Annotated in this window: 11 protein-coding genes and 1 riboswitch; of the genes, 4 read left to right on the top strand and 7 right to left on the bottom strand. The window is 72.6% G+C overall.

What is annotated here, in order from left to right; all coding sequences use genetic code 11:
- Window positions 1-89 precede the first annotated feature (89 nt).
- Window positions 90-779, top strand: a complete 690-nt coding sequence (locus tag F5972_RS16690; RefSeq protein ID WP_225311546.1) for a lytic polysaccharide monooxygenase auxiliary activity family 9 protein — start codon at window positions 90-92, stop codon at window positions 777-779.
- A gap of 65 nt (window positions 780-844) precedes the next feature.
- Here the strand turns inward: F5972_RS16690 and F5972_RS16685 are convergent, their stop codons facing one another.
- Window positions 845-2,413, bottom strand: coding sequence for a M28 family metallopeptidase (locus tag F5972_RS16685; RefSeq protein ID WP_150934387.1), 1,569 nt, complete (start codon window positions 2,411-2,413; stop codon window positions 845-847).
- Between the two features lie 165 nt (window positions 2,414-2,578).
- Window positions 2,579-3,439: a D-alanyl-D-alanine carboxypeptidase family protein gene (locus tag F5972_RS16680; protein WP_225311545.1), complete on the bottom strand. Its 861-nt coding sequence runs from the start codon at window positions 3,437-3,439 to the stop codon at window positions 2,579-2,581.
- A gap of 258 nt (window positions 3,440-3,697) precedes the next feature.
- Between F5972_RS16680 and F5972_RS16675 the strand changes: the two genes are divergently transcribed.
- The gene (locus F5972_RS16675; RefSeq protein ID WP_150934385.1) at window positions 3,698-4,972 is read left to right on the top strand and encodes a C39 family peptidase; all 1,275 of its coding nucleotides are present in this window, start codon (window positions 3,698-3,700) and stop codon (window positions 4,970-4,972) included.
- A 16-nt stretch (window positions 4,973-4,988) separates the two neighbouring features.
- On the opposite strand, the gene F5972_RS16670 is transcribed toward F5972_RS16675, so the two are convergent.
- Window positions 4,989-5,837, bottom strand: a complete 849-nt coding sequence (locus F5972_RS16670; RefSeq protein WP_150934384.1) for an NAD(P)H-binding protein — start codon at window positions 5,835-5,837, stop codon at window positions 4,989-4,991.
- 75 nt (window positions 5,838-5,912) lie between these two features.
- On the opposite strand from F5972_RS16670, the gene F5972_RS16665 reads away from it, so the two are divergent.
- Window positions 5,913-6,503, top strand: a complete 591-nt coding sequence (locus F5972_RS16665; protein ID WP_150934383.1) for a TetR/AcrR family transcriptional regulator — start codon at window positions 5,913-5,915, stop codon at window positions 6,501-6,503.
- 18 nt (window positions 6,504-6,521) lie between these two features.
- Here F5972_RS16665 and F5972_RS16660 read toward each other — a convergent pair whose 3' ends face one another.
- A complete protein-coding gene (locus tag F5972_RS16660; RefSeq protein ID WP_225311544.1) occupies window positions 6,522-8,207 on the bottom strand; it encodes an alpha/beta hydrolase in 1,686 nt (561 codons plus the stop codon).
- Between the two features lie 121 nt (window positions 8,208-8,328).
- Window positions 8,329-8,916 (bottom strand): flavin reductase family protein, encoded by a 588-nt coding sequence (locus F5972_RS16655; protein WP_150934381.1) that lies wholly within the window; start codon window positions 8,914-8,916, stop codon window positions 8,329-8,331.
- Window positions 8,917-9,204: 288 nt separating this feature from the next.
- A riboswitch (cyclic di-AMP (ydaO/yuaA leader) is annotated at window positions 9,205-9,348 on the top strand.
- 14 nt (window positions 9,349-9,362) lie between these two features.
- Between F5972_RS16655 and F5972_RS16650 the strand changes: the two genes are divergently transcribed.
- A complete protein-coding gene (locus tag F5972_RS16650; RefSeq protein ID WP_150934380.1) occupies window positions 9,363-10,100 on the top strand; it encodes a glycoside hydrolase family 25 protein in 738 nt (245 codons plus the stop codon).
- 77 nt (window positions 10,101-10,177) lie between these two features.
- Here F5972_RS16650 and secD read toward each other — a convergent pair whose 3' ends face one another.
- Both secD and F5972_RS16640 read right to left on the bottom strand, forming a co-directional pair.
- A complete protein-coding gene (gene secD / locus F5972_RS16645; protein WP_150934379.1) occupies window positions 10,178-12,424 on the bottom strand; it encodes a protein translocase subunit SecD in 2,247 nt (748 codons plus the stop codon).
- 38 nt (window positions 12,425-12,462) lie between these two features.
- Window positions 12,463-13,038, bottom strand: coding sequence for a hypothetical protein (locus F5972_RS16640; protein ID WP_150934378.1), 576 nt, complete (start codon window positions 13,036-13,038; stop codon window positions 12,463-12,465).
- Window positions 13,039-13,166: the final 128 nt, after the last annotated feature.

Raw genomic sequence — 13,166 nt, 5'->3', positions numbered from 1 at the left:
GACAGCGTTGTGTCGGCTACGATCGCAGCATCTTCGGGAGCGCTCCCCATCTCGCCCGGAACCCCCCACCGGAAGATGGAGACCCAACAGTGCACACGCAGTCTCAGGCACAACCCCACGCACGCCCCCGCGCCCGCCGCCGGGCGGTGCGCCTCACGGCACTGCTGACCTCGGCCGTCGCCTGCCTCGCCCTGTGGGCGGGCGCCGCCTCCGCCCATGGCTCGGTCGTGGACCCCGCCTCGCGCAACTACGGCTGCTGGCAGCGCTGGGGCAGCGACTTCCAGAACCCCGCAATGGCCCAGCAGGACCCCATGTGCTGGCAGGCGTGGCAGGCCGACCCCATGGCGATGTGGAGCTGGAACGGCCTCTACCGCATGTACCTCGGCGGGAACTTCCAGGGCTCCATCCCCAACGGGCAGCTCTGCAGTGGCGGCCACGCGGAGAACGGCCGTTACAACGCGATGGACGCGGTCGGCGCGTGGAAGGCGACCGGCATCCGCAATTCCTTCTCCGTCAAGCTCAACGACCAGGCTCACCACGGCGCCGACTATCTCCTCGTCTACGTCACCAAGCAGGGCTTCGACCCCACCAAGCAGGCCCTCACCTGGAACGACCTGCAGTTGCTCACCAAGACCGGCAGGTACGCCCCCGCTGACTACTACACGGTCAACCTCAGCACGTCCGGGCGCACCGGCCGGGCGGTGGTCTACACGATCTGGCAGGCCTCGCACATGGACCAGGCGTTCTTCTTCTGCAGCGACGTGAACTTCACAGGCTGACATCCCGCCGAAACCAGCGGGTCCCGCCGGACACCGTCCGGCGGGACCCGCGTACGGCCAGGGGATCAGCTGATGGTCAGGACGTGCCCGTGGTCCGCGTGGGCGCCGGTGGAGGCCGCCGCCGCCCCGGCGGTCCGGGCGGTGGGACGGGTGTCCGGCCCGGGCAGGTCACGGCTGAAGGCGTAGACGACGGCCGCCGTGGCGATCGCGCCGGTGTTCAGCGCGAGGGCCTTGTCGTTGATGTTCGCGATCGTGTCGCACGCCTTGTGATAGCAGGAGTCGTACGCCTGGCCGGCGGTGCCGCCGAACAGCGCCTGCTCCTCGGGGGTCTTGACGCCCTCCGCGCCGGTGAACAGCCCGCCGGCGGGAACCCCGGCGTCGATGAACGGCCCGTAGTCCGACCGCCCGTCGAAGTCGGTGCCCACGTGGCCCTGCCGCAGGGTGTTGAAGTACTTCTCGAAGAGCTTCTCGATCTCGTCGGAGCCGGCCGGCCCGGCGGGCGCGCCGGTGGCGTCGGAGTCGTCGCCGTCGTAGATCTTCAGCGCGTAGTTGGGAGAGGCGACCATGTCGAAGTTGAGATACAGCTTGATCTTCGCCAGGTCCGCCGGCGACAGGCTCGCGACGTAGTGCTCCGAACCGAGCAGGCCCAGCTCCTCGGCGCTCCAGAAGGAGAAGCGCAGCGTGTTCCGGGTGGGGATGGCGCCGAGCTTCGCGGCGACCTCCAGGATCGCGGCGCTGCCCGAGCCGTTGTCGTTGATGCCCGGCCCCGGCACCACGCTGTCGAGATGCGCGCCGATCTGCACGACCTTGTTCGGGTCGCCCCACCTGGAGTCGGCGATGACGTTGTGGGTGGTGCGGATCTCGCTGGTGGTGCTCGTCTTGACGTGGACGACGGTCCCGGCGGTGCCGGCCAGTTCCTGGCCGACCGCGAAGCTCACGCCCACGACGGGAATGTGCACGGTGGGCTCGCCCAGGGTGCCCTGCAGGGTCTCGGTGCGCCCCGGCTGGCCCTCGTTCATGATGATGACGCCGGCGGCCCCGGCGGCCTGCGCGTTCTCCGCCTTGACCTGGAAGGTGCAGGTGCCGCGCTGCACCAGCGCGACCGCGCCGGCCGGGAACGAGGCGAAGTCGGCGGCCTCGCAGCCGGAGGTGGAGCTGCTGGGGGTCGGCCCGGGCGGCAGCATCAGGTCGACGTTCCGGACGGCGGCCGTGACGTCGCCGGAGCCGGAGTAGGTCATCGTGGCGAAGTCCCCGACGCTACTGCCGTCCGGCGGAGTCGGCGCGTACGTCTTCGGGGCCGGAGCGGTGCGCTCCAGGGTCGCGGTGGCGTTCTCCTTGAAGAACGGGAACTCGAACGCCTGCAGGGTGACCTTGTAGCCGGCCTTCTTCAGCACCCCGGCGACGTAGTCGCGGGAGGCCACGTGGCCGGGAGTGCCGGCGGCCCGGGTGTGGCCGTTGGCGTCGGCGATCTGCTGCAGCTTCGTCAGGTGCTTCTTCACCGCCGACGCGACGATCGTCTGCACGATCCGTGCGGGATCGGGGTCGGCGTTCGCCGGCGCGGCGGGCAGGAGGGGAAGCACGAGGGCGGACGCCGCGACGGCGGCTGCGGCCCGCATGCCGAGGGTGGCGCGCATTGGGCTCTCCTTCGGGTCCAATGACGATCCGAGACGGCCCAGCAGGCTGGGGACCGAGATCGGCCTCCGCTGGACACTGATCGGGAAACTAACCGCGTTCCGCCGGTGTGGGAAGGCCCTCTTTTCCGGAAGGTTTTCCGGACGCCACCTTTCCTGGTGAACAAATCAGCTTTCGGCCGCCCAGTCGAGCAGAGATCCGGCGGTGTCCCAGCGGCGGCTGGAGACGTCCTCGCCGAGGATGACGCCGATCAGCCGGTGGTCGTGGCGGTCGGCCGCGAACGCCAGGCAGAACCCGGCGGCGTTGGTGAAGCCGGTCTTCACGCCGATCGCGCCGGGCAGGCCGAGCATGTGGTTGGTGTTGGACCAGTCGTACCTGCCGTCGTCGGTCGAGTGGTGCCGGGTCGAGGTGATCTCTGTGAAGACCGGGTCGCGCAGCGTGATCGCCGCGAGGCGGGCCTGGTCGCGGGCGGTGGAGTAGCCGTCGCCGTCGCGTGTGGGCAGCCCGTCGGCGTTGACGTAGTGCGTGTCGTTCAGCCCGAGGCTCTTGGCGGCGGCGTTCATCTTGGCCGTGAAGCCGGCCACTCCCGGGCCGTACACGCGGGCCAGGGCGTGCGCGGCGTCCGCGCCCGAGGGGAGCATCAGCGCGTAGAGCAGTTCCCCGACCGGGAGGCTGTCGCCGGGCTCCAGATCGGCCGTGGTGCCGTCGTTGGCCTCCGCGTAGGCGACGTCCTCACGCTTGATCGTCACCTCGTCGGACAGGTTCGCCTCGCGCAGCACGACGTAGGCGGTCATGATCTTGGTGAGGCTGGCGACCGGCATCCGCTCGGCGGCGTTCTTGTCCAGCAGTTCCTGCCCCGTGGTCGCGTCGAAAAGATAGACGGCCCGGCCGTACGCGTGCGGCGCCGCGTACGCGGGAAACGCCGGGGCGTGTTCGCGGACCGAGGCGGCGGCCAGGCTGGGGGCGGCCGTGGCGGGCTGCGCGAGCGCGGGCGACGCGACCCCCGTGAACAGGGCAAAGGCCGCCATGGAGGCACCAAGGAAAAGCTTGCGGGTCGGCATGCGTTTCAGCGTGCCATGACGATTCCTGCACTTCGGATGATTAACAGCAAAGAATCGGCAAAGCGCGTGACTAATGTGACTTCTGGAGGTTTGAGAAATAACTGGTAGCGCGGTGAGGGACCAGGCGTGTGCCGCTGTCGCGGGCCCGGATACGTATTCCTGCCGATGCGTCCGGCCGCCGGGTTGCCTACCGTCGAGGACGCCGACGAGACCCCGAGGTGAGCCATGCGCGTGCCGACCGCGTTCCTGTCCACCCTCCTGTTCACGCTCCTGTCCGCCGTCCTCACCGTCCCCTCCCCGGCCACCGCCGCCGTGGCCGGGACCAAACCCCCGCCCGGCGGCGTCGACGTCGTCTACCAGCGGGCCGTCTTCGGCCCCGGCACACGGGAGGGCGTGAAGGCGGGGAAGACCCTCTCCTTCGCCGCCCCCGTGGGCACGATCTCCTACACCGACGCGCTCGGCACGAAGAGCTGGGAGTACGCCCGGTGGACCGGCCCCGAGCGCCCGGTCGGGTTCGCCGCCACCGAACTGGTGGCCTCGTGGACCGCCGACGTCCCGGCCGGAAGCTGGCTGCAGGTCGAGATGCGCGGCCGCCACGCCGCCGGGCAGACGAAGTGGTACGTCCTCGGCCGCTGGGCGTACGGCGACGAGGACATCCGCCGCACGTCGCTGCCGGGGCAGCGCGACGCCGACGGCACGGTCTCGGTCGACACCTTCGTGGCCGCGGCGGGCAGGGCGATCACCGCGTACCAGTTGCGTGTGACCTTGTACCGCACGCCGGGCTCGGCCGTACGGCCGGTGGTCCGCACGCTCGGCGCGATGGCCTCCGCCGTGCCGGACCGGGAGACCGTGCCGGTGAGCCCGGGTGGCGTCGCGTGGGGCGTCGAACTGCCCGTGCCGCGCCGTTCGCAGAACGTCCACGAGGGCCACTACCCGCAGTGGGACGGCGGGGGAGAGGCCTGGTGCAGCCCGACCTCGACCACCATGGCGCTCGGCTACTGGGGCAGGTGGCCCAGCGAGCGGGACACCTCCTGGGTGGACCCCTCCGATCCCGACCCCGAGGTCGACTACGCGGCCCGATACACCTACGACTACGCGTACGAGGGCACGGGCAACTGGCCGTTCAACACCGCCTACGCCGGGCGGTACGGCATGGAGGGGTTCGTCACCCGGCTGCGCTCGCTGACCGAGCTGGAGCGGCTGATCAGGGCGGGCGTCCCGGTCGTCACCTCCCAGTCGTTCAAGGCGGAGGAACTGCCCGGCGCGGGATACAGCACGAACGGCCACCTCATGGTGATCATCGGCTTCACCGCCACGGGCGACGTGATCGCCAACGACCCCGCCTCGCGGGACGACGCTGCGGTGCGGCGGGTCTATCCCCGGGCGAACTTCGAGAACGTCTGGCTGCGCAGCACCGGCAGCGGCGGGATCGTGTACGTCATCCACCCGCCGGGCCACCGGCTGCCCGCCACGACGCCGGGCCTGCCGGCCAACTGGTGACCCCGGTGCGGCGGCGCTAGCGGAAGGCGGCCGCGTTGCGCCGCGCCCAGTCCGAGAACGGGCGCGGCGCGCGGCCGAGGACCCGCTCGACCTCCGGGCTGACCCGCCGCTCGCCGGGGGTCGGCTCGCCGAGGATGGCCAGGGTGCCGTCGGCCACCTCCTCGGGCATGAAGGCCGCCATCAGCGCGCGTGCCTCGTCGCGGCTCTGCTCGGTGAACCGCACGGGTTCACCGAGCGCGTCGCCGAGGGCGGCGGCGATCTGGCGGGGAGAGACCCGCTCCGGCCCGGTGAGCTCGTAGACCCGGCCGTCGTGGCCGGGCTCCCGCAGGGCCGCCGCCGCGACCTCGGCGATGTCGCCGGGATCGATGACGGGCAGCGCGACGTCTCCGAACGGGGCGGTCACCGCGCGGCGCAGGCGGACGGACTCCGCCCAGGCGAAGGCGTTGGAGGCGAAGCCGCCCGGCCGCAGGATCGTCCATTCCAGCCCCGAGTTCCTGACCTCGGTCTCGTCGTCCAGCGCCCGCCGGCCGTGGCCCGGGGAGAGCGGGCGCGTCCCGGCGGACTGGGAGGACAGCAGGACGACCCGGCGCACCCCGGCCTCCCCCGCGGTGCGGAGGATCGGCCGCACGTTCCCGCCCAGGGCCAGGTAGTCGCCCGGCGTCACCAGGAACAGGGCGTCCGCCCCCTCCAGCGCGGGGCGCAGGCCGGCCGGATCGGCCAGGTCCGCGGCGACCGTACGGACCCCCTCGGGCACGTCGGCGGCGGAGACGCGGCGGGCGACGGCGGTGACGTCCTCGCCCGCCTCCGCCAGGAGCCGGACCAGGACCCGGCCGACGTTCCCGGTGGCTCCCGTGACAACGATCATGATGATCTCCTTTGAGTTAGTTAGTTGACTGACTCAGAACCAACCGTAGCACGGGACGCGCCTATAGTCAGTCAGGTGACTGACTCGACCGTCTCCCGCGTACGGGCCACGAGCGCGAAGCGGCGGCGGCTCACGGCCGCCGCCGCCGAGGTGGTGCACCGGCAGGGCGCCGAGCGCACCACCATCGCCGACATCGCCCGCGCCGCCGGCGTCCCGGTGGGCAACGTGTACTACTACTTCAAGACCAAGGACGAGCTGGTCGCCGCCGCGCTCGACGAACACGCCCGGCATCTCGCGGAGCTCACCGGACGGCTGGAGCGGCTGCCCGATCCGCGTGAGCGGCTCAAGGGGCTGGTGGAGACCTGGATCGGGCAGCGCGACGTCGCGGCGCGATGGGGCTGCCCGACCGGCACGCTCGCCGCCGAGCTGGACAAACGCGGCGAGGGCGGGCTGGACGCGGAGGCGGGGAAGGTGATCCGGCTGCTGCTCGACTGGGCCGAGCGCCAGTTCCGCGAGCTGGGCCTGCCCGAGCCCGACGGGCTGGCGCTGACCCTGGTGAGCGCCTATCAGGGCATGTCGCTGCTGGCCAACGCGCTGCGCGACCCCGAGATCATGACACGCGAGGGCAACCGGCTGCTCGGCTGGCTCGGCTCCCTGCCCGGCTGAGCTGCCCGGCTGACCCGTTCAGCCCGAGCCGCCCTGGCGCCGCGACAGGAGCGTGGTCAGGGCGGTGGTCCGCGCGTCGTCCCAGCCTTCCGGCGGCGCGATCCGCGCCCAGGCGGCGGCCATCTCGCCGTCGTAGTCGTGACCGTGGCCGGGCGGCGCGTCGAGGGAGAACACCAGATCCGCGGTGACCTGCCAGAACGTGACGAACGGATACCAGCGGATCCAGGGCAGCACGTCGTCGCCGCGCCGTTCCTCCAGCCAGTCCGGGCGGCCGAGGACCAGCCGCGGGGTCCACCACACGATCGGATCCGAGGGGTGCTGGAGGTAGACCACCCGCGACCCGGCCCAGGCGGAGGCGGGCGCGGCCAGGTCGGCGGGCCCGTTGGCGAAGCGCACGGTCTCGCCGTCCCGGTAGACGGGCAGCACCTCCCGGCTGCCCGGGTCGCGGTCGTCCACGAACCGCCGCCACAGCGGGCTGCTGTCGGGCGGCCCGACGAACAGCGCGCCGCCGGTGCGCACGCGCAGGTCGCGGTCGTCGCGGAAGGCCGACTCCGCGCCGAACGCCCCCAGGCTCTCCCCGAACACCAGCAGCCGGGGCCGGTGACCGGCGGGCAGCCGCGTCCACCGGGCGTACACCTGGCCGAACAGCTCACGCCCCGCCGCCGTGACGCGCTCGCGGTCCACCAGGAACGACAGCCAGCTCGGCAGGTAGGAGTACTGAATCGAGACCAGCGCGGTGTCTCCTCCGTACATGAACTCCAGGGCGGCGGCCGCCTGGGGGTCCACCCAGCCCGTGCCCGTCGTCGTGATCACGCACAGCACCGCGCGGCGGAACGCGCCGGTCCGGTCCAGTTCCCGTACGGCGAGGGCGGCCCGCTCGCGGGCGGTCGCGGCCGAGTCGAGCCCCGCGTAGACCCGGACCGGCGGGAGCGCGGGCCGCCCGGTGAAACCGCTCAGCTCCCCGACGGCGGGGGCGCCGGCGACGAACGCCCGGCCCTCCAGGCCGAGCGACGCGAAGGAGACGAGGGAGGAGGGGCCGCCAGAGACGGTGGCGGACCGGGGCGGCGAGGTGCCGGGGGCGGTCTCGCTGTTGATCGCCGCGAAGCTGTTGTCGGCCCCTCTGAGCAGCGCCTCGCTGAGGATCCCGTCGGTGAGCAGGACGGCCAGCACGCCCACGCCGAGCCCCGCGGCCAGCCGCGCCGCCGTGGCGGGGATCCATCGGCCGAGCACGCCTCCGAGCGCCCGGGCCGCGACGCGCAGCGCCCGGGCGGCGGCCAGCAGGAGCAGGAACACCGCCGCCGCGACGAACGGCACGCCGAGGTAGCCGAGCCGTTCCGGCGGGCGCAGCCCCATCAGCGGGTAGATGGCCCGCTGGGCGCGTACGCCGAGGACCAGCGACGCGGCGCCCAGCCCGCAGCCGAACGTCGCGACCAGGCGGCGCACCCGCCGCCGTCCCGTACGGCGCCATCCCTCGCGCCACCTCTCGCGCCGGGCCTCGGGACACCGGCGGGCGACCGGGGCGGCGCTCCGGCGGGTCAGGGCGCCGGCGGTCACGCCGGCCAGGTATCCGGTCGCGGTCAGCACCCCCGCGATGATCCCCTGCAGCGGCCACGAGCGGGGCAGCAGCGACGGCGTGAGGGACAGGCAGAAGAAGATCGCGGCGAACAGGATCCCGGCCGTGTCCAGCGCTGCGCCGAGCCGCACCCGCCCTTCCCGCATCAGGCCCCCGATTCGCCGCCTGTCCGCCGATCTCGCGGAGCAGGCAGGCTATCAAGTCACCCGCAGGTCACCGCCTTGCCCCCCGCGTCGCTCCCGCGCCGCCGCGTCACCCCCAGTGGTCGCCCCAGCCCCAGAGGTTGGGGCCGAGCGCCGTGGCGGGGTCGTCGTGGTAGACGCCGAACCTGCCGCGGAAGAACAGCATCGGCCGCTGCTCCGGATGGACGGGTTCGAGTTCGCGGACCAGGCCGATCACCACGTCGTGGTCTCCGGCCACGTGCACCTCCCGCACCTCGCCGTGGACGCGCAGCAGCACGTCCCGCAGGGCGGGCGTGCCCCAGCGGGACAGGTCCCAGGCGAGCCCGGCGAACTTGTCGCCGTTGCTCGATCCGAACCTCGCGCACACGTCTACCTGCTCCTCGCCGAGGACGTTGACGCAGAAGCGGCCGGACGTCCTGATCCGCGGCCAGGCGCGGCCCTTGTGGTCGGCGCAGAAGAGGACGAGCGGTGGTTCGAGAGACACCGACGCGAACGACTGGCAGGCGAACCCCACCGGCTCTCCGTCGTCCAGGCCCGTGACCACGGTCACGCCGGTCGCGAACATGCCGAGCGCGCGCCGGAACTCCGCGGGCGACGGCGGCGGCACGTCGCCGGAGCCGGGGTCGCCGAGGCCGGGGCCGGCGGAAGCTGCGGTCATGGGTTCACCTTTCGCGTGCGGTCCGGTGCCTCTGGTGCGGTGCTGGTGCGGCTCTGGTCCGGTGACTCAGCGCTCAGGTCACGAACTTACAAACCCCCTCGGCGCCGCTTCGCACGGGATCCCGTCCAGCGGGCGGTCTGTACGACGAGTCTGCCCAGGTAAAAACATGTTTTGTCAGGTTTACACCATTGTTGCGCCGTATGTACCTTTAGGTGCCACGGCATGGATGCCGGTGACCTCCGCGTCGCCTCCGTTGCCGTGTCGTTGCCCGGACCGTGCGCTCACCAGGGCGCGCGGCCGCCGAGTCCGCGTTCCGCGGAGCCGGGGACCCACTTTTCGGGGTGAATCGCTGCGCAGGCCCCCAGATGCGCTCGTAGGGCACTTCCTGCCCGAACCCGTCAGCTAACCCGGTAGGCGGCATGGAAGCAAGGAGCTCCACCCGCGTCATGCCCACCCTCAGGTTCTCTCCCGCCATGCGGCCTTCCGGCCGCCGCCTGCGCGCCGCCCTCGCCGCGGCGGCACTCGCGGTCTCGGCCGGCACGGCCACCCTCACCGCCGCCACGCTCGCCGCCACCGCGGCGGCGCCCGCTCCCGCCTACGCGAACCCGCACACGTACGGCCAGGACGTCTCCGGCTACGAGGCCGACCACGACTGGATCAACAGCCGGGCGCAGTTCGGCTTCATCAAGGCCACCGAGGGCCTGGACTGGGTCGACTCGTCCTTCCCCCGGCACTGGCGCGAGCTGGACAAGAAGGGGATCGTCCGCGGCGTCTACCACTACGGCCATCCCTCCAACGACCCGATCGCCGAGGCCGACCACTTCCTCCGCGTGGTGAACGCGCAGCCGGGCAAGCGGGGCGACATCCTCGTGCTCGACCTGGAGACCGCCGACGGCCAGTCGGTGGAACGCGTCAACGCCTGGGCCAGGAAGTGGCTGGAGTACGTGACCGCCAAGACCGGTGTCAGGCCGATGTTCTACAGCGGCTGGAACTTCGCCGACAAGTACGGCCAGGGCCTGGGTGACTATCCGCTGTGGGTGGCCCACTACAGCCGGGACCCGGGCGACATCAGCCCGCCGGCCGACTGGACGAGCTGGGCGATCCACCAGTACACCGACTCACCGATCGACCAGAACGTCTCCTCGCTGAGCCCGGTCGAGCTGCGCGCACTCGGCCGTCCCTGAGGCCCGTTCCCGGGGCGAGCGCCGCCCGCCCCGGGAAAGCCCCGCTCAGACCACTTCAGATTCGGACCACTTCAGATTCAGACCACCGCGCCGGATCCGTCGCGCGCCACGGGGCGGCGACGGGGTGCGGCGGGCGCGGGCGGCGGCTGACCGGCGCGCCGCTCCAGCTCGATCGCCGCCGGCCCCGCCACGAACGACGACGACAGCGTGCCCACGACGATGCCGATCAACAGGGCGATCGCGAAGTCGCGCAGCGAGTCGCCGCCGAACACCGCCAGCGCCGCCAGGATGAACAACGCGCCGAGCCCCGTGTTGACCGTACGCGGCACGGTCTGCAGGATCGCCGTGTTCACCACCCGCCCGAAGGGCGTCCCCCGCGACACCGGCCACAGCTCTCGGACCCGGTCGAAGAGCACGACCTTGTCGTTGACCGAGTATCCGATGATCGTCAGCATCGCGGCCAGGAAGACGCCGTCGATCGGCTTGCCCATCCAGGCGAACGCGCCGACGACGACGGCCGCGTCCACGAACAGCGCCGCCACGGCGGCGGCGCCGAACGTCCATCGGAAGCGGAACGCCAGGTAGGCGAGCTGGGCCGCGAGCGCGACGCCGAGCGCGATGAGCGCGTTGCGGCGCAGCTCCGCGCCCAGGCTCGGCCCGACGAGCTCGTCGCGCTGCTTGGTGACGTCCCCGACGCTCCGGTCCAGGGCCTCCTCGACGCGGACGACGTCGTCGGCGGTGATCTGCCCGGTCCGTACGGAGATCGCGTCGTCCGACCGCTGCACCACGGCGGTGGGGAACCCGGCGTCCGACACCGCCTGCCGGGCCGCGGTGACGTCGACCGGCCTGCTCGTGGCGAACTCCACGATCCGCCCGCCGGTGAACTCGACGCCGTAGTTCAGTCCGCGGGTGACCAGCCCCGCGCCCACCAGCACGAGTAGCCCGGCCGCGACGGCGAGCCAGCGCCGCCCCGCCCGCATCAGGTCGGGATCACGCCGGGTCAGCCAGGTCCTGACCCGGCCGATCGAGCCGAGGCCCGAGACTCCCGGGCCGGCCCTGCCGATCAGGGCGGAGGCGAGCACCCGGGTGATCAGCATGGCCGAGACCAGTGAGGCGAGCACGCCGATGGCCAGCGTCACGCCGAAGCCCTTCACCGGTCCCGAGGCCAGCCAGAACAGCAGCCCGGCGGCGAGCAGGGTGGTGATGTTGGAGTCGGCGATCGCGCTCCAGGCGTTCTTGAACCCCCGGTCGAGGGCCGCCCTGAGGCCCCGGCGGGGCGACGCGCCGTACTCCTCCCTGGCCCGTTCGAAGACCAGCACGTTGGCGTCCACCGCCATGCCGATCGCCAGGACGAACCCGGCCAGGCCGGGCAGCGTGAGCGTGGCGCCCATCGCCACCAGTCCCGCGTACGAGATCAGGCCGTAGCAGGCCAGCGCGACCGCGGCCAGCAGGCCCACCAGGCGGTAGACGAGGCCGATGAAGACCGCGGTGAGGATCACCCCGGCGACGCCCGCCTTGGCGCTCGCCGCGATCGCGTCGGCGCCGAGGGTCGGGCCGACCGTACGCTGCTCGACCAGCTCCAGGGGCACCGGCAGCGAACCGCCCTTGACGAGCACGGCGAGGTTCTGCGCCTCCTCGGCGGAGAACGACCCGGTGATCTGGGTGGTGCCGCCGGAGATGCCCGCCCCGCAGGCCACCGTCTCGTCCACCTGGGGTGAGGAGATGATCTCGTCGTCGAGCACGATGGCGACCCTGCGCCTGGGATCGCCGGCCGGTTCGCAGGCCGCCTTGCCGGTCAGCTCCCGCCAGGGGCCCGGCTCCCGGAAGTCGATCGTCACGAACCAGCCGGGCCCGAGTTGGGGGTCGGTGCGGGCGGCGGCGTCGGTGACACCGGCCCCGCTGAGGGCGACCGGGCCGAGCTTCAGCCTCTGGCCGCTCTCGTCGGCGATCGCGTCCTTGTCGCCGTCTCCGGCCGGGCCGAGCACCGGATGGAAGTTGAGCTGGGCGGTCTTGCCGATGACCTCGGCGGCCTCGCGCGGGTCGAGCACGCCGGGCAGTTCCACGATGATCCGCTTCTCGCCGGAGCGGACCAGGGTGGGATCGACGACTCCGAGGGCGTCCGCCCGGCGCCGGAGCACGTCGAGGGCACGGTCGGTGGCGTCGGCGTCCGCCTTGACCGTGGGAGAGTCCCTCGTCTCGAAGACGAGCTGGGTGCCGCCGCGCAGGTCGAGACCGAGACGCGGGGCCATGGTGAGGGCGAGCAGCAGTGAGGTGGCGATGACGGCGAGCGCCGCCACCGCGCGCCACAAAGGCGCACGTGACATCGTGCCTCCACAGGCGGGTACGAGGAAGGAAAGGGGCCTCAGTACGCCGTGGAGGGGGGAGCCCGCGCGGCCGTCGTGCGGCGCGGGCGCTGGGCGGGAGTTTCGTCGTGACGCGGTCCGGCGCGGGTGACCCGGGTGCCGCCGCGCGGCGACGCGGAGGCGGGCGGCAGGGCGGGCCCGGCGGTGGCGCCGGGGCCGCTGGCGCCCGCGTGGACCCGGGGCTGGTCACTCTGGGCGGGCCGGCCCGCGCTCGGCGACCTCCAGTGCCGGGTCGCCGGGTGCCGCGCCGTCGTGTCCCGTGCGCTCGTGTTCTCCGCCCGCGCAGGCCGGGCGGTTGTGCGTTGGGCGGCCGTGGATGCGGCGGTCGCGGTGCCGGTGGTCGAGAGGCTCGGGGTGGACGAGCGGGCGTCGCCGGTCCCGGCCGCCGATGGCCAGGCGTGGGCCGCGTGAGGTGCGATGCCCATCGTGGCCGCCGGCCGCCCGGTGATCGCTGCGGCGCCCTGTGCGCCGGTGATCGCCGCGGCGGCGGGCGAGCCGCCGGTGGTCAGGAAACCGGTGGTCAGGAAGATCGCGTGCAGCAGGAGCAGCAGCGCGGCGGTCGGCCTGCTTCGCACGATCCCTCCCTTCGGTGACGGCCCGGTCTCACGTCACCGTAGCCGCTCCGGCCCGGACCCGCCGAGTCGCGTAATTCCTACGGGGCGAAAAATATGGCGATCTTCAGAAATGGGCGGAAATAAGGGGA

Source organism: Microbispora cellulosiformans, assembly GCF_008728085.1.
In the GTDB taxonomy this organism is placed as follows: domain Bacteria; phylum Actinomycetota; class Actinomycetes; order Streptosporangiales; family Streptosporangiaceae; genus Microbispora; species Microbispora amethystogenes.
Note: the sequence above shows the minus strand (reverse complement) of the source record. Positions and strands in the feature narration are given on the sequence as shown.